The 26616-nt window shown below is 38.9% G+C and carries 28 protein-coding genes; 7 read left to right on the top strand and 21 right to left on the bottom strand.

The window, feature by feature from the left end:
* Window positions 1–11 precede the first annotated feature (11 nt).
* From NE558_RS01920 to polA, 3 genes are all read right to left on the bottom strand, one after another.
* Window positions 12–566, bottom strand: a complete 555-nt coding sequence (locus tag NE558_RS01920) for a lytic transglycosylase domain-containing protein (protein WP_256148225.1) — start codon at window positions 564–566, stop codon at window positions 12–14.
* Window positions 567–810: 244 nt separating this feature from the next.
* Window positions 811–1404, bottom strand: a complete 594-nt coding sequence (gene coaE / locus NE558_RS01915; protein WP_256148224.1) for a dephospho-CoA kinase — start codon at window positions 1402–1404, stop codon at window positions 811–813.
* Between the two features lie 17 nt (window positions 1405–1421).
* Window positions 1422–4076, bottom strand: coding sequence for a DNA polymerase I (polA, locus tag NE558_RS01910; RefSeq protein WP_256148223.1), 2655 nt, complete (start codon window positions 4074–4076; stop codon window positions 1422–1424).
* 259 nt (window positions 4077–4335) lie between these two features.
* On the opposite strand from polA, the gene NE558_RS01905 reads away from it, so the two are divergent.
* From NE558_RS01905 to NE558_RS01890, 4 genes are all read left to right on the top strand, one after another.
* The gene (locus tag NE558_RS01905; RefSeq protein WP_256148222.1) at window positions 4336–5343 is read left to right on the top strand and encodes an ABC transporter substrate-binding protein; all 1008 of its coding nucleotides are present in this window, start codon (window positions 4336–4338) and stop codon (window positions 5341–5343) included.
* Window positions 5344–5911: 568 nt separating this feature from the next.
* Window positions 5912–7300 carry a 2-isopropylmalate synthase gene (locus NE558_RS01900; RefSeq protein WP_256148221.1) on the top strand — a complete coding sequence of 463 codons (1389 nt, stop codon included), beginning with the start codon at window positions 5912–5914 and terminating at the stop codon, window positions 7298–7300.
* A gap of 15 nt (window positions 7301–7315) precedes the next feature.
* Window positions 7316–9244: an aconitate hydratase gene (locus NE558_RS01895; RefSeq protein WP_256148220.1), complete on the top strand. Its 1929-nt coding sequence runs from the start codon at window positions 7316–7318 to the stop codon at window positions 9242–9244.
* Window positions 9245–9414: 170 nt separating this feature from the next.
* Window positions 9415–10413, top strand: coding sequence for an isocitrate/isopropylmalate dehydrogenase family protein (locus NE558_RS01890; protein ID WP_256148219.1), 999 nt, complete (start codon window positions 9415–9417; stop codon window positions 10411–10413).
* A 197-nt stretch (window positions 10414–10610) separates the two neighbouring features.
* On the opposite strand, the gene NE558_RS01885 is transcribed toward NE558_RS01890, so the two are convergent.
* From NE558_RS01885 to NE558_RS01835, 11 genes are all read right to left on the bottom strand, one after another.
* Window positions 10611–11987 carry a nickel-dependent hydrogenase large subunit gene (locus NE558_RS01885; protein WP_256148218.1) on the bottom strand — a complete coding sequence of 459 codons (1377 nt, stop codon included), beginning with the start codon at window positions 11985–11987 and terminating at the stop codon, window positions 10611–10613.
* Window positions 11988–11989: 2 nt separating this feature from the next.
* Window positions 11990–12886 (bottom strand): hydrogenase small subunit, encoded by an 897-nt coding sequence (locus NE558_RS01880; protein WP_256148217.1) that lies wholly within the window; start codon window positions 12884–12886, stop codon window positions 11990–11992.
* 19 nt (window positions 12887–12905) lie between these two features.
* Window positions 12906–13376, bottom strand: coding sequence for a cytochrome b5 domain-containing protein (locus NE558_RS01875; RefSeq protein ID WP_256148216.1), 471 nt, complete (start codon window positions 13374–13376; stop codon window positions 12906–12908).
* 37 nt (window positions 13377–13413) lie between these two features.
* Complete coding sequence (hypE, locus tag NE558_RS01870) at window positions 13414–14415, bottom strand: hydrogenase expression/formation protein HypE (RefSeq protein WP_256148215.1); 1002 nt, start codon at window positions 14413–14415, stop codon at window positions 13414–13416.
* A complete protein-coding gene (hypD, locus tag NE558_RS01865) occupies window positions 14412–15455 on the bottom strand; it encodes a hydrogenase formation protein HypD (RefSeq protein ID WP_256148214.1) in 1044 nt (347 codons plus the stop codon). The genes hypE and hypD overlap by 4 nt, the downstream gene beginning before the upstream one ends.
* Entirely contained in the window at window positions 15430–15666 is a 237-nt protein-coding gene (locus NE558_RS01860) for a HypC/HybG/HupF family hydrogenase formation chaperone (RefSeq protein WP_256148213.1), read from the bottom strand. Before NE558_RS01860 ends, hypD begins: the two co-directional genes overlap by 26 nt.
* Window positions 15629–17929: a carbamoyltransferase HypF gene (hypF, locus tag NE558_RS01855; protein ID WP_256148212.1), complete on the bottom strand. Its 2301-nt coding sequence runs from the start codon at window positions 17927–17929 to the stop codon at window positions 15629–15631. The genes NE558_RS01860 and hypF overlap by 38 nt, the downstream gene beginning before the upstream one ends.
* On the bottom strand, window positions 17926–18183 hold the full coding sequence (locus NE558_RS01850; RefSeq protein ID WP_256148211.1) for a hypothetical protein: 258 nt from the start codon (window positions 18181–18183) through the stop codon (window positions 17926–17928). The genes hypF and NE558_RS01850 overlap by 4 nt, the downstream gene beginning before the upstream one ends.
* Window positions 18176–18637: a hydrogenase maturation protease gene (locus NE558_RS01845; RefSeq protein ID WP_256148210.1), complete on the bottom strand. Its 462-nt coding sequence runs from the start codon at window positions 18635–18637 to the stop codon at window positions 18176–18178. The genes NE558_RS01850 and NE558_RS01845 overlap by 8 nt, the downstream gene beginning before the upstream one ends.
* Window positions 18638–18700: 63 nt before the next feature.
* The gene (locus NE558_RS01840) at window positions 18701–18985 is read right to left on the bottom strand and encodes a hypothetical protein (protein WP_256148209.1); all 285 of its coding nucleotides are present in this window, start codon (window positions 18983–18985) and stop codon (window positions 18701–18703) included.
* A 12-nt stretch (window positions 18986–18997) separates the two neighbouring features.
* The gene (locus tag NE558_RS01835; protein WP_256148208.1) at window positions 18998–19423 is read right to left on the bottom strand and encodes a hypothetical protein; all 426 of its coding nucleotides are present in this window, start codon (window positions 19421–19423) and stop codon (window positions 18998–19000) included.
* Between the two features lie 542 nt (window positions 19424–19965).
* Between NE558_RS01835 and NE558_RS01830 the strand changes: the two genes are divergently transcribed.
* Genes NE558_RS01830 through NE558_RS01820 form a run of 3 tightly spaced genes read left to right on the top strand, consistent with a single transcriptional unit; the run spans window position 19966 to window position 21788 of the window.
* On the top strand, window positions 19966–20370 hold the full coding sequence (locus NE558_RS01830) for a BlaI/MecI/CopY family transcriptional regulator (RefSeq protein ID WP_256148207.1): 405 nt from the start codon (window positions 19966–19968) through the stop codon (window positions 20368–20370).
* Window positions 20367–21515 carry a M56 family metallopeptidase gene (locus NE558_RS01825; RefSeq protein ID WP_256148206.1) on the top strand — a complete coding sequence of 383 codons (1149 nt, stop codon included), beginning with the start codon at window positions 20367–20369 and terminating at the stop codon, window positions 21513–21515. The genes NE558_RS01830 and NE558_RS01825 overlap by 4 nt, the downstream gene beginning before the upstream one ends.
* A 15-nt stretch (window positions 21516–21530) precedes the next feature.
* On the top strand, window positions 21531–21788 hold the full coding sequence (locus NE558_RS01820; protein ID WP_256148205.1) for a hypothetical protein: 258 nt from the start codon (window positions 21531–21533) through the stop codon (window positions 21786–21788).
* A gap of 393 nt (window positions 21789–22181) precedes the next feature.
* On the opposite strand, the gene mmuM is transcribed toward NE558_RS01820, so the two are convergent.
* The 7 genes from mmuM to NE558_RS01785 all read right to left on the bottom strand — a co-directional run bounded on the left by mmuM (window position 22182) and on the right by NE558_RS01785 (window position 26615).
* Window positions 22182–23117 carry a homocysteine S-methyltransferase gene (gene mmuM / locus NE558_RS01815; RefSeq protein ID WP_256148204.1) on the bottom strand — a complete coding sequence of 312 codons (936 nt, stop codon included), beginning with the start codon at window positions 23115–23117 and terminating at the stop codon, window positions 22182–22184.
* Between the two features lie 724 nt (window positions 23118–23841).
* Window positions 23842–24249 carry a BlaI/MecI/CopY family transcriptional regulator gene (locus tag NE558_RS01810; RefSeq protein ID WP_256148203.1) on the bottom strand — a complete coding sequence of 136 codons (408 nt, stop codon included), beginning with the start codon at window positions 24247–24249 and terminating at the stop codon, window positions 23842–23844.
* A 483-nt stretch (window positions 24250–24732) separates the two neighbouring features.
* Window positions 24733–25029: a hypothetical protein gene (locus NE558_RS01805; RefSeq protein ID WP_256148202.1), complete on the bottom strand. Its 297-nt coding sequence runs from the start codon at window positions 25027–25029 to the stop codon at window positions 24733–24735.
* A complete protein-coding gene (locus NE558_RS01800) occupies window positions 25022–25333 on the bottom strand; it encodes a serine/threonine protein kinase (RefSeq protein ID WP_256148201.1) in 312 nt (103 codons plus the stop codon). The genes NE558_RS01805 and NE558_RS01800 overlap by 8 nt, the downstream gene beginning before the upstream one ends.
* A 67-nt stretch (window positions 25334–25400) precedes the next feature.
* Window positions 25401–25556: an XkdX family protein gene (locus tag NE558_RS01795; RefSeq protein WP_256148200.1), complete on the bottom strand. Its 156-nt coding sequence runs from the start codon at window positions 25554–25556 to the stop codon at window positions 25401–25403.
* The gene (locus NE558_RS01790) at window positions 25556–25882 is read right to left on the bottom strand and encodes a hypothetical protein (RefSeq protein ID WP_256148199.1); all 327 of its coding nucleotides are present in this window, start codon (window positions 25880–25882) and stop codon (window positions 25556–25558) included. The genes NE558_RS01795 and NE558_RS01790 overlap by 1 nt, the downstream gene beginning before the upstream one ends.
* Window positions 25883–25895: 13 nt before the next feature.
* The gene (locus NE558_RS01785; RefSeq protein WP_256148198.1) at window positions 25896–26615 is read right to left on the bottom strand and encodes a hypothetical protein; all 720 of its coding nucleotides are present in this window, start codon (window positions 26613–26615) and stop codon (window positions 25896–25898) included.
* Between the last annotated feature and the right edge of the window lies 1 nt (window position 26616).

The following is a 26616-nucleotide window of genomic DNA, read 5'->3' as shown; positions in this document are numbered from 1 at the left end:
CCTCCCAGAAGCTATAAACGATAACAAATTTTATATAGCTTTTGCATAAACACAACCTTTTTTACATAACTATTTGTTTCTGCAAAAGGAATTTCTTTTAGATGATAGCCATCATCACTATATTTTTCGTCAGCAAGCCATTGGCTAACCTTACCATGTCCTGCATTATACGCCGCCAAAACGGTTGGCTCTACCTCATGAAATTTATCTTCCAGCCATTGCAAATACCAAGTTCCCACTGCTATGCTGGTTTCCGGGTCTTTTAAATCAATGGTTTCCACATCCAAATAATCTATACGACTGGCAGCCCACCAGCCTGTTTCAGTAGTGACCTGCATCAAGCCCTTGGCTCCTGCTCTAGAATGGGCATCGGGGTCAAAACGGCTTTCACAAAAAATAACCGCAAAAATTAAAGACTCCTCAACATCATACATTTTTGCATACTTTTCAACCTGCTCACGATATTTTAAGGGCAGCACTTGGGGTAACACAACAAAATATCCAAAAACTCCTACCCCTAAGAGGAAGAAAACCCAAATGAGTATTTTCTTAATTAAACGAAACATCTCTTCACCTACGAATCTTAGATTTAAAATTTCTTTCCTTTTACTATTTCTATGCGATCAATCTTTTAATATAAGCTTAAGACAAAAGCATTGTTACAAACTAACAACTTTTGGGACACTTCCATCCATTGCATTCTATAAGAAAAAACTTCTAAAGCAAATAAAATTGATTTATAAAGGTCATCGACTAACCTGTTGAAAAAAAAGATTTTAAGCAAATTTTAACGTCAAAGCTACAACAGCTTTAAGCATATTTTTTTATCAAATTTGCTACCTGCCCTTGGACTTTTTCCAAGGTATCGCTGTTATCAATCACCTCTTGAGCATAGCTTTCGTATTCTTCCCATGATTTTTGATTTGCAATACGAGCCTTGGCTGTCTCATATGTAATGCCATCTCGCTGCATAACGCGATGGGCACGAACCTCTTCATTGGCATATACAACCCATATGGCATCACAAATTTCATTCAGTCCTGCCTCAATGAGCAATGGAGCATCTATGATAATCAGTTTTGTCTGATTTTTTTCTCTCGTCTCTTGAATCTGCTGTGCAATCTCTTGAACAATATATTTATGAGTACATATATTTAAAAATTTCAACTTCTCCTTATCCCGAAACACAATTTCACCAAGTTTTCGTCGAAATATCTCTCCGTTGTCCTGTAAAATTTGCTCTCCAAAATAAGCAACCAGCTCATCATAAGCAGGTTTCCCTTTTTTTATGATCTGATGGGCAATCAGGTCAGCATCAATAATGGCGGCTCCTGCCTCCCGAAGGCATTGGCTTACCACACTTTTTCCACTGCCTGTTCCTCCTGTTAAACCTATCACTTTCATGTCAAATCCCTCATTTTTTATTTCGCCTCAAACCACGAATGACCTTCATGAACATCCACATCCAACGGAACGGAAAGTTCTGCCGCCTGCTCCATTTTCTCTTTCAAAATTTTGGCCACTGCTTCCTTTTCCTCTTTATAAGTCTCAATCAACAACTCATCGTGAACCTGTAAAATTAAGCGGGAACGATAGCCCCCATCTTTCAACGCCTGATGAACTTGAACCATGGCAATTTTAATAATATCCGCTGCACTTCCCTGAATGGGCATATTCATAGCAACTCGCTCACCAAAGGAACGTTGAATAAAATTATTGCTCTGCAATTCAGGCATAGCCCTTCTTCTGTTCCAAAGGGTAGCAACATAGCCCAGCTTGGTTGCATTTTCAATGGTTTCATTGAGATATTTTTTAATGTTAGGATATTTTGCAAAATATGCGGCAATATACTGCTCTGCCTCTTTTCTGGTAATTCCCAAATCCTGACTAAGACTAAAGGAACCAATGCCATAAACAATACCAAAATTAACGGCTTTCGCATTGCTTCTTTGCAAAGCCGTCACCTCATCAAAAGGTACGTGGAACACCTGAGATGCCGTCAATCTATGAATATCCTGATCATTGCGAAATGCATTGATTAAGGTTTCGTCCCCCGCAATATGAGCAAGTACTCGCAGCTCAATTTGGGAATAATCTGCATCCAAAAAACAGTATCCTTCACTCTCCGGAATAAATACCTTACGAAGTTCTCTACCCAATTCCAAACGAACGGGGATATTCTGTAAATTTGGCTCTGTAGAGCTGATGCGCCCTGTGGCAGTAATGGTCTGATTAAAAGTAGAATAGATTTTCTCCGTTTTCCCATCCATGACAGCCAATAGTCCGTCGGCATAGGTGCTTTTCAGCTTTGCTAGTTGACGATAATACAATATTTTTTCCACCATAGGGTGTTCAAATCTTAATTTTTCTAAAACATCGGCGGCAGTGGAATAGCCTGTTTTTGTTTTCTTACCGCCTTTTAAGCCCATTTTTTCAAAAAGAATTACCCCCAACTGTTTTGGAGAGTTCAAATTAAATTCCTCCCCTGATAGGGCAAAAATTTCCTTTGTAATCCCTTCAATACTGGTTTCCAAATTCTTTTGATATTCCAATAAGGCTTTTTTATCTACCTTAATTCCATACTCTTCCATATCAGCAAGGACATAAATTAAAGGCATCTCTATTTCGTAAAACAGTTGATGCTGTCCATTTTTCTCTATCTGCTCAGTCATTAACTTTTTCGTTTCAAAGAAAACCCTTGCTTGGGATACAGCAAAGCCCCTTCTCTTTTCCTCAGAAAGGGTAGAAAAAACCTTTTTACTTTTCCCTTTTCCTAAAACTTCCTCCTGGGAAGGTAAAATTTGATTTAGAAAAGTCTTTGCCAAATCATCATAAGCATAAGATGTTCCTGTAGGATTTAAAATATAGGCGGCAATGGCCGTATCAAAGGAAATATCCGCGGTTTTTCCAAGCTTCTTTCGAAGTATCTTAATATCATTTTTTATATCATGACCGATTTTTACATATTCGCTGTCGCTAAAAAAATTCTCCGCCCCTTGAAACAGTTCATCTTCTGATAAATCATCGCCAACTTCAAGCCAACAGCCACCAATTTCTTCTTGATACAAAGCCAGTCCTTGACATTTTCCTTCATCCATAAGAAGATGATAGGCTGTTTCCCTTTTTTCTAAAGTTTCAAAGAAAACCTTTGCTGCTTCAAAAGAATAAATCCCCATAAAATCTTCTGTTTGTGCTGTTTGAACCTCTTCTTTTTCAAAGCGGTCATACATACTTTTCAATTCCAAGCGCTTCACTAAATCGTACGCCCCAGCATTAAACAGATCTCCAATCTTTGTTTGTTCCTTTTCAAAGGAGATGGGCATATCTCGAATAATGGTTGCCAAAAATTTACTGAGTCTTGCCTGTTCTTGAAACTCATTTAGATTTTGTGAAGCTTTTTTAGGTTTTATCTCCAAGCTATGGGCAATGGCGTTTTCCAAATCGTGATAGTCCTGAATAATCTTTATGGCAGTTTTTTCTCCAATTCCCGGAACACCGGGAATATTATCGGAAGGGTCACCCATCAGAGCTTTTACATCTATAAATTCCAAAGGTGTTACACCATATTTTTCTATAACATCCTTTGCATAATAATCCTCAGTTTCCGTGCGTCCACCCTTCGTTTTTGGAATACGCACCTTCACAGTCTCACTAGCAAGCTGTAATAAATCTCTATCTCCGGAAACAACAATAGGGATAACGCCTGATTCCTCTGCTTTTGCTGACAGGGTTCCCAAAATATCATCGGCTTCAAAGCCTTCCATCTCATAAATTTGGATATTCATAGCTATCAGCATTTCTTTTAACAGGGGCATTTGCTCCCTCAGTTCGTCGGGCATGCCCTTTCTTGTGCCTTTATAGCCATCAAACTCCACATGTCGAAAGGTTGGTGCATGCAAATCAAAGGCAACCGCCAAATAATCGGGCTTATCCTCATCCATCAGTTTAAATAGAATATTCAAAAAGCCGTAAACTCCATTCGTATGCTGGCCTTCCCTGTTGGTTAAAAGGGGCACCCCATAAAACGCACGATTTACAATGCTGTTTCCATCTATCAACATTATTTTTTCAGTCATAACTGACCTCCTATTTTCATCAAACATATTTCAATTGGCCTTTATTACTAGCCATACCAGGTGTAGTTATATTCTAATGGCAACCGCTTCAGCGATAAAAATCTTTTCAGAATGAATTACGTATTTTACCATGTTAATTATTATACACCAATTTATTATAAAAACCTATTACAAAAACTGAAATTTTTCCACCGGACAATTTGAATTTTCTACCTTTTGTGCATATAGTAGCAATGAAAACATCCGCAGGAGGTTACGCATGAAAAAATTCATATCTCTTTTATTAACAGGGGGCATGACCTTGTCTTTGCTGGCAGGCTGTACTTCCAAGCCTGAGACACAGGCCGACCTGACCCCCGTCAGACTCAACGAGGTTGTGCATTCTGTTTTTTATGCCCCCCAGTATGTAGCTCAAGAATTGGGCTTCTTTGAAGAAGAAGGATTGGATGTTACTGTTGCCATTGGAAACGGCGCAGATAAGTCCATGACTGCACTGCTGTCTGATTCCGCTGACATTGCCCTTTTGGGTACGGAAGCGGGCATATACGTTTATAATGAAGGCAAGGAAAATTATCCGAAGGCCTTTTTCCAGTTAACCCAAAGAGCAGGGAATTTTCTTGTCTCCCGAACAGATGAGCCAGACTTTAAATGGGATGATCTAAAAGGAAAATCTGTAATCGGCGGCAGGCTTGGTGGTATGCCTGAAATGGTCTTGGAGTATGTCTTAAAGGAAAATGGCCTAAAATTAAATGAAGATGTTGAAATTATTAATAACATCGATTTTTCCTCAACAGCAGGGGCTTTCACCGGTAACGTAGGCGACTATACTGTGGAGTTCGAGCCTGTAGCAACCACGCTAGAAAACAGTGGCAGCGGTCATATTGTTGCATCTTTGGGATCAGCCAGCGGATACGTTCCTTACACCGTCTATATGGCAAGGGATGAATTTATGAACAGTCATCCTGAAACTGTTTTGGCTTTCACAAGGGCGATCTATAAAGGACAGCTTTGGGTAAAGGAACACACCTCCGAAGAAATTGCCAAAGTAGTTTCCCCTCAATTCCCCGATTCAGATGTGGCAACCCTGACCACTATCATTGAACGTTACAAAGCGCAAGATACTTGGAAAGAAGACCCTGTTTTCTCAGAAGAGGGCTTCACGCTAATTCAAGACATTATGGAGCAAGGCGGTCAGCTTACACAAAGAGTACCTTTCACCGATTTGGTACGCACTGATTTTGCTCAAGATGCAATGAAAAAATCGTAAAAAATCCTTATTTCAACAACCCACTTGTTTTTGAATAAGACCCCCAAAGCTTATGAAAAACCCGCATTTTTTTTGCGGGTTTTTTGCTATAGATAATACAATATATTTGATGAGAATAATCTCAAGCTTTTATGTATTGTTAAATAGTTACGTAAAGCAAACGTAGCAATCACCAATTTTCAATATATACAAACTGTACTTTTTTTCAGGTTTACATTTCCATTGCTTTTAGAAATAATTCTATTTAGCCAAGCTTTGCTATTTATGTTTACTATGTATGTTTCAAAAACAAAAATCATATTTTCTCCAATCTTTATTCTACATTTTAATTTATTCATTTTCTGCATAGTTTTGATATATGATACCCTAATCATTCTTCATTTCTATTGTTTTAATTCACAATACTTTTCTAATCCATTGAATTATAGGCATATTTTCGTAAATAATCCCTTTTTATATATTTATATTATGAATTATTTTCTATTGACGAAAAAACAATTTATTGATATATTTTATAAATAGAAAAGTATAGCTTACTATCATAATAACTATACACAGGGGGGATTGCATGATTTCTTTCAATCAAAAAAACAATTTATTGGAACTTAGACAGTATAAATACAGTTTACAAAACTTAGATGAACCAAATCTTTATCGTGATAATTTTAATTATGATGAAATTCCAAAGTGCACCTTCAATCATCGTTTGGTTCCTATGAATCCACCTGATGAAATTTGGATGACAGATACTACTTTCCGTGATGGTCAGCAGGCAAGAACACCTTATACCGTAGAGCAAATTACTACCCTTTATGAAATGCTCAGCCGCTTGGGTGGACCAAAAGGAAAAGTTCGCCAATGTGAATTCTTCGTTTATAGCGAAACTGACCGCAAAGCAATTCGTGCTTGTCAGGAAATGGGGTTAAAATTCCCCGAAATTACTGGATGGATTCGTGCCACCAAAGAAGATTTTAAATTAGTGAAGGATATGAACCTTCAGGAATGCGGAATTCTGGTTAGCTGCTCTGATTATCACATTTTTCATAAGCTGCATAAAACAAGAGAACAAGCCCTACATGATTACTTGGAAATCGTAAAAGCAGCTTTAGACTATGGCATTCGTCCTCGCTGCCATTTTGAGGATGTTACAAGAGCAGACTATTATGGCTTTGTAGTTCCTTTTGCTACAGAATTGAAAAAGTTGATGGATCAATATCAGATTCCCGTAAAAATCCGATTCTGTGATACAATGGGCTATGGTGTTCCCTACCCCGGTGCAACCCTTCCCCGAAGTGTTGCTGGTATTATTTACGGCATTAACCACTTTGCACAGTTCCCCAGCGAGTTAATCGAATGGCATGGTCATAACGATTTCTATAAGGCTGTTGTAAATGCCACAACCGCTTGGCTTTATGGTGCAAGCTCCATTAACTGTTCCCTTTTGGGCATCGGCGAAAGAACGGGTAATACGCCATTAGAGGCTATGGTAATTGAATATGCGCAAATGCGCGGAACACTGGATGGCATGGATCCTACAGTGATTACTGAGATTGCAGAATATTATGAATCCCATTTGGGCTATTCCATTCCCGATAGAACTCCCTTCGTGGGCAGAGATTTTAACGTAACCCGTGCAGGCATTCATGCTGACGGTATGGCGAAGGATGAAGAAATATACAATATTTTTAACACAGCAAAGATTTTAAACCGCCCCATTGGTGTTGAAATAAACAAGAACTCAGGCTCCGCAGGTATTGCCTATTGGTTGAATCAATACCTTGGTTTAAAGGATGATGAAATGATTCATAAAAACTCTCCTGAAGCAACAACTTTATTAGACTGGGTAGATGGCCTTTATGCAGATGGTCGTGTTACCTTTATCAGCAAAGAAGAATTGGTTGAGGCGATGAAAACCCTTACACCTCATCTATTCGCATTAAAAAAGATCAAGAAATAAGGAGGAACCAACTATATGAACCTAACTGAAAAGCTCATCAGCACCCATCTGATTAGCGGAAACATGATTTCAGGAAAAGAAATTGCCATTAAAATCGACCAAACATTAACACAAGATTCCACAGGAACCATGGCATACCTGCAGTTTGAAGCAATGGGTATTCCCAGAGTTAAAACAGAACGCTCCGTTGCCTACATCGACCACAATACCTTGCAAACAGGCTTTGAAAATGCCGATGACCACAAGTATATTCAAACGGTAGCAAATAAACATGGTATTTATTTTTCAAAACCAGGCAACGGCATTTGCCATCAAGTACATTTGGAGCGTTTTGGCAAACCCGGTAAAACTCTTTTGGGTTCCGACAGCCACACACCCACAGGCGGCGGTATCGGCATGCTTGCCATTGGCGCAGGTGGTCTTGATGTTGCAGTAGCCATGGGCGGTGGTGCCTATTACTTAGCAATGCCTAAGGTTTGCCGTGTGAATTTAGTTGGTTCGTTACAGCCTTGGGTAACTGCCAAGGATGTAATTTTAGAAGTGCTTCGTCTGCTTTCGGTAAAGGGCGGCATAGGCAAGGTTATGGAATACAGTGGCGAGGGTGTAAAAAGCCTGAGTGTTCCCCAAAGAGCAACCATTACAAACATGGGCGCAGAATTGGGTGCAACCACTTCTGTTTTCCCCAGTGATGAAGTGACAAAAGCCTTCTTAAAAGCACAGGGGCGTGAGGAAGATTGGATAGAACTTTCCGCTGACCCTGATGCTACATATGATGAGGAAATCACCGTTGATTTAAACAAGATTGTTCCTTTGGTGGCTTGTCCTCACAGCCCTGATAATATCAAACGAGTAAAAGAGATTGAAGGTTTGGCAGTGGATCAAGTTGCCATCGGCAGTTGTACCAACTCTTCCTATACGGATATGATGACCGTTGCCGCTTTGTTAAAAGGTAAAACCGTAGACCCTAACGTAAGCTTGGTTATCGCTCCCGGTTCTAAGCAGGTTATGAATATGCTGGCGGCAAATGGCGGTCTCGCAGATATCATCTCTGCCGGTGCTCGTATTCTGGAATGCGGCTGTGGTCCTTGCATCGGTATGGGACAGGCTCCCGCAACCAATGCAGTATCATTAAGAACCATCAATCGTAACTTTGAAGGCAGAAGTGGCACAAAATCTGCTCAGGTTTATATCGTAAGCCCCGAAACAGCCGTTGCCAGTGCCCTTTCAGGAAAGCTGACCGACCCTAACTCGTTGGGCGATGCTCCTTTGATTTCCATGCCTGAGCACTTCTTGGTAAATGATAATTTAATTATCCCACCCTCCCCTGAAGGAGAGATGGTCAACGTGGTTAGAGGGCCAAACATTCAGCCCTTCCCTAAAAACACCAAGGTTCCCAAGGATATTCGTGGTGGCGCATTGATTAAGGTAGATGATAATATTACCACCGATCATATCATGCCATCCAACGCAAAACTGCTCCCTTACCGTTCCAATGTTCCCTTTTTGGCGGATTATTGCCTAACACCATGCGACCCCAAATTCCCTGCTCGTGCCAAGGCTGCAGGCGGTGGTTTCATCGTAGCAGGTCAGAACTATGGACAAGGAAGCAGCCGTGAGCATGCTGCATTGGCACCCCTACAATTGGGTGTAAAAGCTGTTCTTGCAAAATCCTTTGCTAGAATTCATATGGCAAACCTCATTAATAACGGTATTTTACCCTTGGTTTTCGCCAATGAATGGGACTATGATTCCATCCAGCTGGGAGATGAATTTATCATAAAATATGCAGCAGATCAAATTAAAAGTGCTGTAGATGGTCAGGATGTTATTGTGACCCATGTGCGCAAAGGTGAAGAAATTGCAACTCGTTTGAATATTTCTGCAAGACAAAGAGATATTCTATTGGCGGGCGGTCTTTTAAACTACACCAAGGAATCAAACTAAGAGAAATTATATTTTTTAAAAAATTAACCTATATTTTTAGTTCACATCATGAGTAGGAATTGGGCATTGCAGTACATAATCATTCATTCTAAGAAGGACTTTTTGCAGATTGCAATGCCCATTCTAAAGGCAGTTTCTAAAACCCTTATTATTGCAGGAGGAAAGAAAAAATGGCACATCATGTTACTTTAATTCCAGGTGACGGCAGCGGCCCTGAGGTAATTGCTGCGGCAAAAAAAGTTGTGGAAGCAACAGGCGTTGACATACAGTGGGAAGAAGCCCATGCCGGAGCGGCCATGATTGAAAAATATGGAACGCCCCTTCCCGACGAAACCATTGCATCCATTCGTAAAACGGGAGTCGCTTTAAAAGGACCTGTTGCAACCCCTGTGGGCACAGGATTTCGCAGTGTTAATGTTGCAATGAGAAAAACGTTTGATTTGTATGCAAACGTTCGCCCTGCGAAAACCTATCCCGGTGTTATTACAAAGTTCGAAAACATTGATTTGGTTATCGTGCGTGAGAATACCGAGGATCTTTACGCCGGCATCGAACGTATGGTGGATGAAGATACCGCAGAAAGCATCAAGCTTTTTACCAGAAAGGGTTGTGAACGAATCATCCGTTATGCCTTCGAGTATGCCGTTAGAGAGGGCAGAAAAAAAGTAACCGCTGTTCATAAAGCCAATATCATGAAATGTACTGATGGTATGTTCCTTGATATTGCTAGAGAAATTGCCAAAGAATACCCTCAGATTCAGTTTAACGATAGTATTGTGGATGCCATGTGCATGCGCTTAGTAATGCATCCTGAGGATTATGATGTGTTGGTTTGCCCCAACCTTTATGGAGACATTGTTTCCGACCTTTGTGCCGGTTTGGTCGGCGGACTAGGTCTAACCCCTAGCGCAAATATCGGTGTAGATGGCGCAATTTTTGAACCCATTCACGGTTCTGCACCTGATATTGCAGGTCAGCACAAAATCAACCCAACTGCAGCAATTCTTTCTGCATCTCTTATGCTTGCTCACTTAGGCGAAGGCAAGGCAGCAGCGAGCATTGAAAAAGCTGTAGAACAGGTTATCGGCCAGGGAAAAGTTCTTACCGTTGATATGGGAGGAACCGCTTCTACTGATGAATTTGCAGATGCAATCATTTCTGCATTGTAAGGTTTACCAATTCCTAAAGAAGGAATATAGCACAAAAAAAGACTGGTGAAAATCAGTCTTTTTTATTGGGCTATTTTAATAAAATAAAGCCTAACCGTAGAAATACATACTCTATTCATATGCCAGTCAAAGGCTTTTGAGATAAACCAAATTTCAAAAAAAGATATTACCACTTTCTTTTTTAAAGTATGTATGCACTAAACAACGCGAATGACTTTGCCGGGCTTCCCTTCGGAGAATACGTGAGTTGCGCAGGAAACACAAGGATCGAAGGAGCGTATAATTCTTCCAATCTCAACAGGAGCATCCACCGAACTGACATGGGCTCCCATGATTGCCTGCTCCCCAGTGCCCTTTATATCTCCTGTTTGGGTGGATAAATTCCATGCAGATGGCGTTATAATTTGATAAAATGCTATCTTTTTATTCTCAATTACAAGCCAATGACCAAGAGCCCCTCTGGTTGTGTCAAGCAACCCTCTGCCCATGGCATTATCCGGAACACGATATTCTTCTTGCATAGGAACATCCGGAATTAAATTTCCAATCAATACCTTCATAATCTGAACGATTTTTTTGGCTTCCAATACTCTGGCAATGGTTCTATCCATTGCTGAAATACCATTTCTGTATTCTCCGCTGAGCCATTGTCTTGCCAAAGGTCCCACTTCAAAGGGCAAATCATTGTATCTTGTTGCTTTGATCCATGAGTAAGCCTTTTCTTTTTGAAAATCTGGTTGGTCATTTTCGTTAAACCATGAAAAATCATTTGCCTGAGAGATTTCTTCCGGATGAAAAGGAGTTATAATATTATTTGAATATACAAGAGGATCCACATATAATGTCCCCAATTCCCTATAGTGATCAAAACATCCATAACTTAATAAGTTCCCATACCCTTTTCCCATATAATAATACTCAGAATAATACTCCCCAATTTTATATACATCTGGAATCATTCTATCATTAATAAATTGCTCAATCCCATCAAGAAGAGATGTAAGAGCAATAATTTTGCTAACAGTGACGGGAGAAGTAATACCTCCAATAAAAACACCATGGTTATGGGGTGCTTTTCCTCCCAATATCGCCAGCATTTGATGGGCATTACGGCTGAACTCAAGAGACGTAAAATAGTCCTCTACCATACGGTCATTGGTTTCTTTCGGAAGACGGTAATCATTATGATCAGTCTTAAACAATGGGTAATTTTCAGGAAGCTTTACATAATCAGGAAGTGTATATTGATAGAAATGCCTTAAATGATTTTGAAGGAACTCACAAGCATGGGTGATATCCCGAAGATATCTCCCCTGCTCAGAGGGAACAAAATTCATAGAGCTCTCCAAAGCAAGGGTTGCTGCAACGGAATGTGCAGTGGAGCAAATTCCACATATTCGTTGTGTGAAGTAAACAGCGTCAAAGGGATCTCTTCCCATCAACATTTTTTCAAAACCACGAAACATAAGCCCTTTTGTTTTTGCATCCACCACTACATTATTTTCTACCTCCGCCTCTATTTCCATAAAACCGCTAATGCGAGTTACGGGGTTTATTGTTATTTTCTCCGCCACGTTTACTCCCCCCTCGTTGATTTAAAAGTAATAAACGGTTCCATGGCATCGGGGAACCCAAATTGCGCACAACCTATGCAAATAGAATCATCTTCAACAGGCCAATTCACATGACCATTCCACTGCCTAATTGGGCAATCAATTTGTGTTACTGGGCCGCGGCAGCCCATTTTAAACATACAAGTTTTTTCTCCAAGCTTACTTGCAAATATCCCTTGGTCGAAATAAGACCTTCTGGGACATCTATCATGTATGGTAGTACTGTAAAACATCAACGGACGATTTCTGCTGTCCAAAGGTGGTTCTCCATATAGCATGATATAAGCAAGGGTTCCCATAAACCAATCGGGATGGCAAGGACAGCCTGGCAGCTGTATCACCTTTCTTTGCAAAACCTGATACACCCCAACACAACCGGTGGGATTGGGCCTTGCTGCCGATACTCCACCATGGGAGGCACATGCACCTACGGCAATCACATGCGCCGCATTTTCCCCCAGTTGTCTCACTGCATCCAATCCCGTTATCAATTGTCCATCGTGCCGGCCTATCAAATTATAAATACCCTCATCTTTTCGTGAGACTGCACCTTCCACCGCAAGAATATAATCAGAACCTATTGCATTAAATAACTCATCCATTGCCTCCGTTCCCTCTGCGGCAAGTAAGCTATTGCTATAAACCAAATTTGCCATTTGGGTAAGCAGAAACTGAAAATCCGGATTTTGACCATTGAGCAATGAAATGATGTTGCCAGCACACCCATTTAATTCAAGCCATACAAGGTTTACTTTTTTTAGTTGATTATTCGTAATTTCATGATTCGCCCTTTCAACCAGTTTTGCTGTGGAATGCAGCTTACTTTCCTGATAAGGACACTGAAAATTTTTTGTTTCCAATTTATCACCAACTTTGCATTTAGGATAAAAAACCAACGATAGGCAATGATGCTAAAAAAACAGGATCCCCATGGCAAGCATAAAATTGCTGTGTCAAATCCTTTCCCGCCCTTAAACCAAAATGAATACCCGACGCCCAAGCGGCCCGACTTGACACATCATATACAAATCCATTAACTGCCACATACGCAGGATGACCATCTCTTCCATCATTCAGCGCCAATTCCTCCAACGTGAATTGTCTTGTATTATTGGGTTGGCTTCCCTCAGGGGGATTCACTGGTGGGGTTGGAATAGCACTCTCTTCTGCAATTAGTTCGTTTGATGCTTTGTATTTTTGCAGTTTTCCATTCAAAATCATGGCTTCTCTGTTTAGGCGCTCTAAAACCTGATGGACATCCTGTTTCTTATTCATATCAAGTTCATCTATATCAGCATTTATTTGCCCCATGCTTTTACGAATAGACTCAATCAATAACTCCAAATCCATGAAAACACTCCTCCCATATACCCATTCATATGGTTAATCAACAAATTCGTGGTACTGTCTGGCTCTCTAAACTTGGAAGCACCCGTTTTCCACCAATCTTTGTCTGCATATAAACTAACTTTTGTCTATCTGACGTAAAGCAACCAATCATTTGTGCCTCTCTACAGCCGCAAAAATCCTGTAACAACTGCAATATTTCGCTTCCGTAACCCTTTTTGGCTACAAGAAGCATCCTACCTTCACATGCTAGATACAGAGGATCAATACCCAAAATCTCATTGACAGCCTTAACTTGAGGATGAATTGGTATGTTATTTTCAAGAAGCTCAACATTAAAACCAGCAAATTCCGCTATTTCGTTCAAAACTGTGGCAACCCCTCCCCTTGTGGGGTCTTTCATTAGTTTTATGTAGGGCAGTATTCTCTCTAAGTCGGAAATAAGGTGACTTAAGGCGCAACAGTCGCTCTTAATGCTGGTTTCAATGGCAAGGTCGTAGCGATCAAGCAAAATGGCAGTGCCGTGTTCTGCAATGGTTCCCGTTATGATAATCTCATCCCCCGGTTCAATTTCACAAGGAAAATACTGCTCAGACACAACGCCAATGCCTGAAGTATTGATAAATATACCATCCGCACTTCCTTTTTCAACAACCTTGGTATCACCCGTGACAATCCTCACATTGTTCCTTTTACATACTTCACCCATTGAGCAGGCAATTTGGCGCAATGCTTCTATATCAAAGCCCTCTTCAATAATGAAACCGGCACTGATGTACAGGGGTTTTGCCCCCGCCGTGGCAAGGTCATTTAATGTGCCGCAAATTGCTAGTTTCCCAATGTCACCACCACGAAAAAACAATGGTTGAACTACAAAGCTATCAGTTGTATAGGCAAGCTTTGAGGCTTTCGTGGTAAAAACAAAGGAATCACTTAGAGAAACTTTGCCTACTTCTCCATAGCTTTTTAAAAATATCTCTCGTATTAGCTCATTTGTTTTTACTCCACCATCACCATGATATAGTTGAATTTTGTTTATCAAAAGATAACCCTCCCGTATTTATAATGGGCTGAGCAAGCCCCTTCTGAAGATATCATACAAGGCCCTAATGGATTTTCAGGCGTACAGTTCACTCCAAATTGACTACATTCATAAGGAGCCTTTCGACCAAGAATAATTTCACTACATTGGCAAACCGAGGGTTTAAGCGTAATTTTCTCCGAAATAGGAAACCTTTTTTTCGCATCCAGTCTTTGGTATTTTTCTTTTAATACCAAGGCAGAATCCCCGACCTCTCCTATGCCTCGCCAAAATCCATCCTCCGTTTCATAAACCTCATTTATAAATTCCTTTGCCAATGGATTGCCCTGGTTTCGAACACAATTAGGGTATAAATTCAAAAAGGTTACAGGTTGTTTCCCCTCAATTTGGTCTAGGAGGCTATAGACTCCCTTTTTCATATCTTCCCCCTGAAATCCACAAACCACAGCAGGAAGATTAAATTCTTCAGTTACAAATCGAAATGCGTCCCCTCCTAAAACAGATGCGACATGACCGGGACATATAAGCCCGTCTATCCTGTTTTCTTCATTCTCAAGAATGAAGCGAAGAATGGGCTCCATGCGCTTTAGTGCAGTTAGAAAAAGTAAGTTCTCTGGCCCTTGCTCAAATACATTTTTAATCGTTGCCCCAATAATTGGCGCCGTTGTTTCAAACCCCACCGCCAAAAAAACAACGGTCTTATGGGGATATTTTCGTGCCAATGTAATTGCATCTTCTGGAGAATAAACGGTAAAAATCGTATCCTTTCTTTTTATTTCAGAAAGGCTTGCATAGGTTCCTTTGACCTTTAACATGTCACCAAAGGTAGCTAAAATCACATTTTGATAAGAAAGCAAGTCTATTGCACCATCAATATAGCTTTCATGGGTAACACAAACAGGGCAACCTGGGCCTGACAACAGCTTTACATGCTTTGGCAGTAAATACCGTATGCCCGATTTTGCAATTGCTTGTGTATGAGTACCACAAACCTCCATAATCCTTACTGTCTTTTCAATTTCCGGCTTCATTTTCATCATCGTTTATCATCTCATTTAATATGGTATTTAAAAATACATATTCCCCTTGGTCAATCTTTTCAATGGCAAAGCCCGCATGTAATAACACAAAATCCCCTGCCATGGGACTTTCTATAAGCTGAACATTGATTTTCTGGCCCACACCCATGGTTTCAACGTAGGCATACTTTCCATCAACTGAAATAATTTTCGTTGGAACTGCCAGACACATAAGCCCTCTCCTCCAAAATGGAAGCCGCCACAGCTGCCTGACCATAAGACAAGCCTCCATCATTTAGTGGTACCGTTTGATTGTAGAAAACCTGAAAATTCCTTTTCTTCAATCCAAAAATAATACTCTTTAAGAGGTATGTATTTTCAAATACGCCTCCCCCTAAAAAAACATTGTCCAATAAGTACTTTTCTCTTATTCTGCAAGCACAGTCTATGGTTGCTTTAGAAATTGTATTGTGAAATTTAGAAGATATGACAGAAATAGGCTCGTGTTTGCTCAAATCCTCTAATACACACTCCAAAATGCCTTTATAGCCTAATATGAAAGCTCCCCCACTTTCAGATATGGAAAAGGTGTATGATTCGGTTATGCTGTCATCCACCAAGCTTTCCAGTTCAATGGCTGCCTGTGCCTCGTAAGAAATATGACTGCATCCCAATAATAAAGCGGCAACACAATCGAATAATCTGCCCATACTAGAAGATTGATAGCAATGCACCTTTTTCTGCAATGCTTTTTCTACAACCTGTATCTCCACTTTGTCTAAGTTAGGGAAAAAAGACTCTACGCCTTCGTGCATTGTTTCAAGAAAGGATAAGGCGCATTTCCATGGTGCCTCTATGGCAGAATCTCCGCCCTGCAATGTAACGTATTCCAAATGTCCTACTCTTTTATATTGAGTTCTACTGCCTATAAAAAATTCTCCGCCCCATATAGCACCGTCTTCTCCCATGCCGGTTCCATCAAAGATAATACCGATACCTTTACCATTAAAATTGTGCTCCGCCATACATGCCGCCATATGGGCATGATGATGCTGAACGACGATGGTTGTAATTTCCTGTCTCTTTGCATATTGTGTTGAATAATAATTGGGGTGCAGATCATGGACAATGGCTTTGGGTGATGCATTTAAAAGTCTGGATAGCCTATCTATCACCGAAGTGTATTCCTTGCAAGCCTCTAGAAAATGAAGTTCTCCTAAATATTGGCTGATGTGTGCCAACTGATTATGCACAAAGCAAAGGGAAGCTTTTTGATTTCCCCCGACAGCCAATATTTCATCGGGAGAATTTAACGGCAATGCCAAGGGCGCATACCCTCTGCCACAACGGCTTAATAACACGGTATCATGGATAACTTTGACAACAGAGTCATCTATGGGTGTCATAATTTCACGGTCATGTATGAGAAAATAGTCAGCTACATCCTTCAATTGCTCTAAGGCATCCTCATCCTTATAACATATGGGCATTCCACTGATATTCCCACTGGTCATTATCAAATACTTTAAGTTCTCGTCAAATAAAAGATAGTGCAGAGGGGAATAGGGAAGCATCACACCGTAATGGCAAAGCTTCGGTGCAATATTATCTGGTAGAAAGGTGCCGTCCTCTCTCTTAAGTAATACAATAGGACGCTTGTTATTGGAAATCGTTTCTTTTTCCTTTGAGCTTACAGAACAAATCCCCATTACATCCTCAATTCTGCACGTCATCATTGCCAAAGGCTTATGAGGGCGTTTTTTTCTCTTGCGTAAGGTTGCAATGGTCGTTTCATTCTCTGCATTACAAACAAGGTGATACCCACCAATTCCTTTGATGGCTAAGATTTTTCCTTCTTTTAAAACCTGTTTCCCTTTTTCAATGGGGTTATCACATTCAACTTGATCACCATTTACATGCAATAAAATATACCTGGGGCCGCAAACGGGGCAAGCATTAGGTTGGGCATGAAATCGCCTATTCTCAGGATTTCTGTATTCCTCATAACAGTCCTCACACATAGGAAATGACCTCATGGTTGTATTTGGGCGGTCATAAGGTAGGTCTTTTATAATAGAATATCTGGGGCCGCAATTTGTGCAATTTGTAAACGCATAGGTAAACCGCCTATTCTTTTGGTTCAGAATATCATCCAAACAATCCTGACATATACCCAAATCAGGTAACAGACAGCCTTGCATCTTTTCATCCTCTGCACTATGTAAAATTCTAAAATCCTGAAAATACAGCTTTGGGTGAGAAGAAATATCTATATGATGGAGCACCGCATTGGGTGGGGGATTGTTGGTCAATTCATATAAAAAGCCATCCATATCCCTTTGCTCCCCCGAAAGCACAATAAGCACAGAGGCTCCTTTATTTTTCACAAAGCCGGTAAGATGGAAGGCATTAGCCGTTTTATAAAGAAACGGGCGCATACCCACGCCCTGCACAGTTCCATGAATTTGAATCATAAGGCTTTGGGGTTCATTCATTCCTTTTTCTCACCATCAATCTGTTCAATGGTTGCAGTTAACGGTTCAATTTCCTTTTTATCCACAACAATATTTGTCCATTCTCCAATAAGCTTGCTTTTTCTATCAGCAAAATGCTCACGGATACTTTTTTCGCTAATATGGCTATGGGTATGCACCGTAATAACCAGCTTGGTAATCTTTTCGATTGCGTTTTCTTTGCATAAGCCCCCAATGGATTCATACAAATTTTGATTTAAAAAAGTATCATGCATAATTGATTTCCTCCAATATAATTTTTGATAAATTCTTTTCCACTTCTATACAGATTTCTTGAAACCGATCCTGTAAAACAGAACTAAGTCCTTCCCCAAAGCCCACCTCAGAAATCTCAACACCAATCAAATAACCCTTCCATTTACAATGATAAAGACGCATCATATCAATCATGCTCATATCATGCTGCATGGGCGATGATGAAGATTTCCCTATGGCTTCTTCTAAGCTAAGCATATGAATGGTTCCCGGCTCTCCGCCCTCATAAAATGCATCCAATATAAAAATAAAATCCTCTTGATGAATAGAATAAAAAGCACTTTGACAATCCGTTTCCCCAATAATGACATCAATTTTTTGCTTTTTTAGCCATTCTTCCAAATACTCTGCAATCTCAATGGCAATTCCATCATCCTTCATAAACCGATTCCCAATGGCAACTAATTTTATCATGACCCAACCCCATTTTCAGACTGTATCTTTGATTGACATACTACCTGCCTACATTACGAAGACCTAATTCTTACGGGGAACTCCCCACAGATTCTTCACAACTGCAATTAGCATCCACACAATAAATCCACAAACAACAACTGTGATTCCTAATAAGGTTGCATCCATGGAGATTTCTAAAAAAGCTCCTCCTTCCGTGAGATAGGCAACTACATGGTCGACTAACCACATCAATGTTGCACCCCAGTATATTAAGCAAAGGGTACTTAACTGAAATTTGTCCTCGGATATGCTGCGCCAACCAATTGTGGTTAAAATCGCTGCCAGCGCCGTAATGATAAAATACATAGAATCCCTCCCTTAATTTCTCTCACATTTTTTATGCAAAGTTTGTTTTAATTTGTTTTCCGCAACATAAACCATAACCACCCATACCAACGTTACAAAAACCGCCATGGAAGTTCCAATGGTCGCCATTTCGTGAAGCATAATTGGTATTTCACTTGGATTGTTCATGGCAGTCAAAAATGGCGGCCATAGAACAACTTCACCATGCCAAATATGTTCGATGGCCAATAAAAAAACACCACCCCATAATAGCTGATTCAACCAACTCAGCTTTTGCTCCCAGTCAATTTTTGTTTGATTGAGTTCCTTGGATTCTCCATCTAAAAATGTAACATCCTCTGCTCCTACAGAAGCAGTGTTCTCTTTCTTCTTTTTCACAACTTTTTTGACGATTGATACCACGATAGCCTCCGCCATTGGTACAACAAAACATCCCATAATAATCCTCCTTTTGAATGAAGCATTGATTCATTTAGGTTTTGCTATGCTTATCCTAAATACATCCTATGCTTGTTTTGGCTTTTTATTACCGTTGAAAATAGAATGCAGTACAAACTGATATATCCTCCGAATATTGATTTCACGATGGAAAAAAAGAGTACATTAACACCTTGTGTTATAGTCCATTACTGTTTGATTATTAATTGACAGACGTGAACAGAGACTAAAAATAATTGAAGAAAAGATTTGCTAAATTTTTTTAATATAAATTGAAGGGTTTAAAAAGCACAAGAATTTTGGATGAGAAATCACCGAAAAGAGCTTTTTACAGGAGATAACTTATGCACATTTGTGATATGCTCTAATTTTGAGATAAATTTTCCTGAGATGAAATATATTCCATTTTTTTCCACTTAAATATAATATAATTTATAAAATGACTATATTCTTCAATAAATAAAAATATTATTGACGTATTGACTGTTTTATTGTAAGGCGATATAATTGTATAAAGTCACACTTTGAAGAGGTAATCACTTATGAATAAATCCATCTCACTAACAAAAAATGAGCAAGAGATTATGGATCTTTTATGGAAAGAGAACAAACCCTTATCTCGTTCTGATATCATTAATTTGTCAACAGAACGTTCATGGAAAGCCAGCTCTATTCATATTTTGCTGAATCAGCTTTTAGAAAAAGGAGCAATCTGTGTAAATGGGTTTGTAAAGACCGGTAAAAATTACGGAAGAACCTTTTCCCCAGCGTTTACCGAAGAGGAATATCATGTTATGCAATTTCAGAGCAGCGGCTGTTATCAGCAATCAAAAGCAGCTTCTCTGGTTGATTTTGTTTCTGCATTTATTCAAGATGAGGAGATTGATCGCAACACCATTGACCGCTTAGAGGCCTTGTTGGATGAAAAAAGAAAGGGATTGAAATGAGTTTGTCCGTATTTTCATTTCTTATGGCCGTTCTTTGGTGTAATATTTTTATCATTTTTCTATCTATCATGAGAAAACAAACCGGGTTTATTGCCCACTTTAGCGTTGCACCGTTGCTTCTCTTTTTAGGAGTCTGTTTATTTCGCTTATGCTTTGTTTTTGAGCTTCCCAATGCCATTGTCATTCAATCCCAATATATGTTTCCAGCAATTATTGATGGTTTAACAATGGGCATTTTCTCAATTATGGGTTATGAGCTTTCTATTCTTGACATATTTCTATTCCTTTGGATAGCAGGTGCCGTATTCTTTGTTGTAAAATACGTGATAGAAGCGAAACGATTGAAAAATATTCTCCGTATGAAAACAGTCCTAAAAAATCAATGTGCGATTAAGATTATGAATGAAGTTCTATCTCATTCTAAGAAAAAACCTAAGGTTGAATTGGTTGAACTAGCCGGTATTCCGTCTCCAATGGTTTCGGGATATTTTCATCCTACCATCTACTTGCCTAAAATTCCTTTTACTGAGGACGAGTTGCGTTGCATTCTTTTGCATGAACTAACCCACTTTTTAAACAAAGACGCGTGGATAAAATTATTTATGCATTTTATTTGCGTCATTTTTTGGTGGAACCCAATGGTACATATTTTAAAAGGTAATTTGGTTCATATTCTGGAGTTGCGCTGTGATGCAAAGCTGATTTCCCAATTAAGTGAGGAAGAAAAGTTTAAATATTTAGAATCAATCACTATGGTTCTTAGATATCAACTTTCAAGCAGACAAGCCCTCCAGCCAACTATGGATGCAGCGACCACATCGGTTTTAGTGAATGCAGGTCAAATGAGTAATGTGGAGCAACGTTTTCACCTGATTCTTGAAAAGGATTATGCAAAGAAATATCAGCCTATGGTGTACGGTGTTTATTTTTTAATCACAATGCTGTTTCTCGTTTCGAATCTGTTTGTCATTCAACCAGTATTTTCTTGTGAAGATCAAGAGACATATGCTATAACACCTACTGCAGCATATTTACTAGACAATCACGATGGTACTTATTCATTGTATGTAAATGAAGAGTTTGTGAGTGTGCTTGGAGAGGAATATCTGCTGAACGAGCCATTTACTTCATTACCGGTTAAATAATTTAGGAGGAATATTATGCTAAAGAAAACATTACTAATTTCTTGTTTTAGCCTTACCTTGCTTGCGGGAAATTTATCTACACCTGCTTATATTGCTTATGGGGCGGATACTACGGGTGTTCTCACAAGTGACTTAGATGACATCGTGATTACACCGATGGCAGAACAAACGGAATGGAGATATCGTCTTGTTGATGGTGACTGGCAGAAGAGACTATGGTCACTCACATATGGAAAATGGCTTACAGAATGGGAATGGATAATACCGAGATAATTTATTTTTAAGAGCACTATTTAAATTAAAAATATAACAGTGCAGAAAATTTCAAATTGATATTCCTTATGCAGACTACATAATCGAAAATATGTGCTAGTCTGCTTTTTAATGCCCTTTTATTATTACTTTGCTCATCAAAGATGTTACAATACAAATTGGATATTGGATATTTGTAACTAAACAGGTACTCGCTTTACATCAATCATAACAAGATTTGAAAAGTTCAATATTTCTAAATGATTTCAAATAATGAACAGGGCGTTTATTCCCTTCATATTACCTGACCAAATCTAAACCACATACAAAAAGCACTCAAGACATTATATTTAGTATCTTGAATGCTTTTTTTCAATTTTAAATAATGTACATAACTGATTTTATGTTTTAGGTCTATTCCCTTCCCCAAAGGGCAATCTGGCGAATATCATCAGGCGTTGTTCTGCAACAACCACCAATCAGGCGAGCCCCCTTTTCAAACCAATGCTTGGCAATATCACCGTAACACATTCCTGTTGAACTGCCATGCCAAGTTTTTGTTACTGCATCATATTGTTCTCCCGAATTTGGATAAACAATGATGGGCTTATTTGATCCCTTGCGAATTTCTAAAATAAGAGACTCCACAAATTCCGGGGCAGTGCAGTTTATACCAATCGCCGCCACTTGGGGAAACCCATCCAGTAAACGGGCACAGTCCTCTATCCGCTCCCCGCTGTTAATGCAAGTGCCGTCCTTGGCACTGAAACTTATCCATGCAGTCATTTCGGGATGCTCTCCCAAAACATTCACAATTGCCTGTGCCTCAACAAAGCAAGGAATGGTTTCGCAGGCCAATATATCTGGCTTTGCCTCAATCAACGTTGCCATTCTTTCTCGGTGAAATTCCTCCAATTGCTCTCTGGTCAGTCCATAATTCCCTCTATATTCAGAACCATCAGCAACAAAAGCACCGTATGGGCCAACAGAGGCCGCAACCAGAGGTTTCGGTCGATTAGCCCTATTTTGGGGGTCAGCCCAAAAGCTATCCCGTACTTTCGTTGCAATGCTCACGGAAAGTTGAATGAGCTCCTTTGCCTCCTGCTTTGTTAGCCCTCGTCTCATAAAACCTTCGAACGTCGCTTGATAACTGGCAGTGATAGCACAATCCGCTCCCGCTTTAAAATAATCCTCATGTACTGCCCCAATCATATCAGGATTTTCCATAAGAACCTTTGCCGACCAAAGGGGATCATTCAGGTCACAGCCCCGTCGTTCCAGTTCAGTAGAAAAGGCTCCGTCTAATATCATCAATGGATATTCAGCCAAAATTCGTTCAATAGGGTTCATAAAAGGCCTCCTTGTAAATTGAAATTCTTAAATCTCTTATGTAACTTCATTTTTTAATGATATTCATGTTGGCTCCTAATTTAAAATAATTGGAGATACATTGGATTTCATTGAATGAGCGAGCAGGCAAGAATAAATCAGCTATACTAATTTCAAATAATCAGCAAAATGCATAATCCCTGTTCATTTTTTATCCTAAAATAACTGATAAAACGAAAAAACTCTTTCAAAAAAATTGAAAGAGCAAAATACTATCCAGTAAATAAACACCTTTCTCAATCCGCAACTCTTGATAAGCATTTCGTAGTAATTTCATAAAGCTTACCATACAACCACTATTGACGTCAACCGCTTGAATGCAGCTTCCATATCTCTTTTGAAATATTTTTAGAAAGAATCGTATTCGATACTTTCCGAATCTATAAAAATATAAAGGCAGTATTCTTCTATTTTTTCTGAATAAAAAATATTAGAATTTTACTTAAATTAATTTATAGTCTTCCTATCATCTATTTGGATTATTGTATTCAGAGCTGTATTATGTAAATCTTAATGGGCAAATATAGAAAAAATAGAGTCTATGATTTATGTCCATCATATTGCAAAATCTGCAGCAAAATCAGGAATAGATAAGATAATGAAAGTACACATGGTTGAAAAAAGCTCAACGAAAATATGAAGAAGCCCTTTGTTTAAGTGCACAAAATTAAGAAACGCCAAAGTTTTATTTCAATTCTTTTCTTTTTTTATTTAGTAACTCTTCTAAGCTGTCAATGATATCACTATCAATTTCTTCTCCTTGAATAAATGCAGAAACAAAATCAACTAAAGATGCTCCCTTTGATTGTTGATAACATCGACTGTTTTGAAATTGCATTACAAAATATTCCTCTTCAGAAAATGAAGGCGTGAAGGTTCGCCCATAATTTTTCCCTGTTTTAATAAATCCATATACCTGAATTGCACCTTTTTCCAAAAGCTGATTTAATAAAATGTGAATAGAACTGGCTTTCCAAGAACGGTCTGTTGAAAGATTTATAATGTCGGAACGAGACAAAGGCCGATTCTCTTTCCACAAAAGATTCATTATTTCCTGTTCATTCTTCGTCAGGACCTGTGATTTACCTTGCATATTCTTTCCCCTTTCTCCCTTAGTCTAAGAATTTAAACATTCCTAATATTTTAATATATTACCTATAATAAGTCAACGATAATCCAAAACATTTATTTATTAATAATTATTTTTAGATAAAGTATTATTAAGTTATGTTTTATATTACATTTAATAGTATTATTTTTGAAAATAAAACATTTTTTTCCATATTTTAGATAAAGGTGAGTTCAGACAAAAATTCACTCTATTATTTAAAAAGCTTTTCAAATATCTAAACTTTTAATAAAATCTTATTTGTTCATCCCATGTTAGCTTAAATATTCTAAATTCAATCTGCAAAAAACTTTATCTGGCAATGCCCTAGATATGTACCCTATTACTAATATAAATCATATCTCTAGATTTGGTCAAAAATTTTGCTTTTTCTAGGTAGCGGTCAAATGTGAGTAATGAGATAGAAAAAAATTTGTTTCATTCATAAGAACTTTATTGTCATTTATTTCATTGGTTTTCTCTTTGCTCACTATTTCTTTTTACTCGACTTTCCTGCCTCCTCTGCGTAATTCTGTCTTGCCTGTCCGCCCAACGGTTAAAGATTGTCATGACACCGCAAATGCCCAATTCCGTACCGAAAACCGTCAGTGCACTCCCAACAATCGTAGAAACATCAACCCCAATATATGCCAAAACCATACCCGCAATTACCACCCCAACGCAAAAAAACAATGATGATACCACAATGGTTGTCATGGTATCATCATTAATTCGAAAACGCTTCCGCTTTTTTCGTTCAAACAATTTTCTCCACCGCCTTTCGATGTAGAAAGTTCTTTAGATCATGCTTCACAGTCGTGGTGTAACATAACGCCTCTGTCATATCCCCGTTGCAATGGGCATCAGGAATCCGCTGTACTGCCTTTGCCGTTGCCTCCCCCAAAGCAATTGATGCATTTACTGCCGTCAAAAGCTTGTACTCCATCTCTTCTCGCTCTTGCTCCCGCCTTTGGGCGGCTTTCTCCCGTTTGGATAAACTCTGCTGTAAAAACCAAATCCCCATGGCGGTTATTAACGCTTGTATCATACCAATCGCTATTATGTCCACACACTTCCCCCCCTTTCAGTAAGAAAAGCCCAGATTAGTCTGGGCTTTTGGTTACTCTGTGTATTTGTTATGCTGGTAAATCCTCGCCGGTGATTTGTTTGTATTCCTCGGCAGAAATCTTGCCAAAACCAACAAACTTTTGAAGCTGATCCTTCCTTACAAAATTCTTTTCATACCTCATTTTCAAATCATCAAACATTGGGCTTTTTGTCTCTGTATTCATTAAGTATTACCTCCTAATATTAACAATTCAAGTTCTGCCATTTGCTGTGCTAAAAGTCCTTGATTTTGCTGAGTTTTTAGATCACGTAATTCTACGTCAGACATTACTTGCATAATTTTTTGGATATCTGTTTGTTCTTGTTCAATCGATGAAACTTCACTTTTCTCGAGTTTATTCAGTTTTTTCCAAATACCACTATTGTATTGCAAGCCTAAAACTTCCGCATCATCGCTAATTGATATCATATTTTCTGCATCCACTTCTCCTGAAAGTAGGGAAATCCCCACACATATTTTTCTCTGATTTAACTGAGCATATCGATACATAATTTAATCCTCCTTAATAGAATTCAATAACTTGCCATGAAAAAGTTCCTTCACTAATAACATTTATACTTGTTGTTGTTATGCTATTAAGATAGGGTGCGGAGACTCTATCAACAAATGTTGCATGATATCCAGCACTAGTAACTTCTCTTGTCGTTCTACTATAAATTCCATCTAGCAAAACTATGCATTTAGAGGGATTTATGCTGGCTATAGAAATATTTTGTGATGATGATACTCCTTTTTGAACACTTTTAATTATTATGCCATTCATCAAACTGTTTAGCTTGCTATTAGCGGTATTAGTTGATGAATAGATAGAAGATAAGTATGTACTTACCTGAGAAATAAGATAATTTAACTTCCCCATTACAGATCCTGATGTAGCATTACCTTGTTTATCGTTCGTATTACCTATTCCTAAAACATAATTATAAACATCAGTTAAATTGTTACTCCCATGAGTAACCAAAAAATTCAACTTCCCCATGACTGTTCCTGTGGTTGCTGTGCCTTCGCTATCATTGGTATTACCAATTTTGCCCACGAGTGTATTAACCCACGAGTAAATGGTAGCCAAATAACTACTCACCTGAGAAACCAGATAATTGATTTTCCCAAAAACACTTCCTGCGGTACTGCTTCCCCCTGTGTCCGTTGTACTTCCTATTTTTCCTTTCACCTCATCCAGCGTTTCCTTATCCGCCAAATAAAATTTATCTCCACTTGCCATA

The organism is Anaerotignum propionicum (genome assembly GCF_024461735.1).
Classification (GTDB): Bacteria; Bacillota; Clostridia; order Lachnospirales; family Anaerotignaceae; genus Chakrabartyella.
The sequence above is the reverse complement of the archived record's forward strand: the minus strand, read 5'-3'. Positions and strand labels throughout refer to the sequence as shown.

Coding starts and splice junctions, on each gene's coding strand:
- NE558_RS01920 (WP_256148225.1), bottom strand. CDS start 566: ATGTTTCGTTTAATTAAGAAAATACTCATTTGGGTTTTCTTCCTCTTA.
- coaE (WP_256148224.1), bottom strand. CDS start 1,404: ATGAAAGTGATAGGTTTAACAGGAGGAACAGGCAGTGGAAAAAGTGTG.
- polA (WP_256148223.1), bottom strand. CDS start 4,076: ATGACTGAAAAAATAATGTTGATAGATGGAAACAGCATTGTAAATCGT.
- NE558_RS01905 (WP_256148222.1), top strand. CDS start 4,336: ATGAAAAAATTCATATCTCTTTTATTAACAGGGGGCATGACCTTGTCT.
- NE558_RS01900 (WP_256148221.1), top strand. CDS start 5,912: ATGATTTCTTTCAATCAAAAAAACAATTTATTGGAACTTAGACAGTAT.
- NE558_RS01895 (WP_256148220.1), top strand. CDS start 7,316: ATGAACCTAACTGAAAAGCTCATCAGCACCCATCTGATTAGCGGAAAC.
- NE558_RS01890 (WP_256148219.1), top strand. CDS start 9,415: ATGGCACATCATGTTACTTTAATTCCAGGTGACGGCAGCGGCCCTGAG.
- NE558_RS01875 (WP_256148216.1), bottom strand. CDS start 13,376: ATGGATTTGGAGTTATTGATTGAGTCTATTCGTAAAAGCATGGGGCAA.
- hypD (WP_256148214.1), bottom strand. CDS start 15,455: ATGATGAAAATGAAGCCGGAAATTGAAAAGACAGTAAGGATTATGGAG.
- NE558_RS01860 (WP_256148213.1), bottom strand. CDS start 15,666: ATGTGTCTGGCAGTTCCAACGAAAATTATTTCAGTTGATGGAAAGTAT.
- hypF (WP_256148212.1), bottom strand. CDS start 17,929: ATGAATGAACCCCAAAGCCTTATGATTCAAATTCATGGAACTGTGCAG.
- NE558_RS01850 (WP_256148211.1), bottom strand. CDS start 18,183: ATGCATGATACTTTTTTAAATCAAAATTTGTATGAATCCATTGGGGGC.
- NE558_RS01845 (WP_256148210.1), bottom strand. CDS start 18,637: ATGATAAAATTAGTTGCCATTGGGAATCGGTTTATGAAGGATGATGGA.
- NE558_RS01840 (WP_256148209.1), bottom strand. CDS start 18,985: ATGTATTTTATCATTACGGCGCTGGCAGCGATTTTAACCACAATTGGT.
- NE558_RS01835 (WP_256148208.1), bottom strand. CDS start 19,423: ATGGGATGTTTTGTTGTACCAATGGCGGAGGCTATCGTGGTATCAATC.
- NE558_RS01830 (WP_256148207.1), top strand. CDS start 19,966: ATGAATAAATCCATCTCACTAACAAAAAATGAGCAAGAGATTATGGAT.
- NE558_RS01825 (WP_256148206.1), top strand. CDS start 20,367: ATGAGTTTGTCCGTATTTTCATTTCTTATGGCCGTTCTTTGGTGTAAT.
- NE558_RS01820 (WP_256148205.1), top strand. CDS start 21,531: ATGCTAAAGAAAACATTACTAATTTCTTGTTTTAGCCTTACCTTGCTT.
- mmuM (WP_256148204.1), bottom strand. CDS start 23,117: ATGAACCCTATTGAACGAATTTTGGCTGAATATCCATTGATGATATTA.
- NE558_RS01810 (WP_256148203.1), bottom strand. CDS start 24,249: ATGCAAGGTAAATCACAGGTCCTGACGAAGAATGAACAGGAAATAATG.
- NE558_RS01795 (WP_256148200.1), bottom strand. CDS start 25,556: ATGAATACAGAGACAAAAAGCCCAATGTTTGATGATTTGAAAATGAGG.
- NE558_RS01790 (WP_256148199.1), bottom strand. CDS start 25,882: ATGTATCGATATGCTCAGTTAAATCAGAGAAAAATATGTGTGGGGATT.
- NE558_RS01785 (WP_256148198.1), bottom strand. CDS start 26,615: ATGGCAAGTGGAGATAAATTTTATTTGGCGGATAAGGAAACGCTGGAT.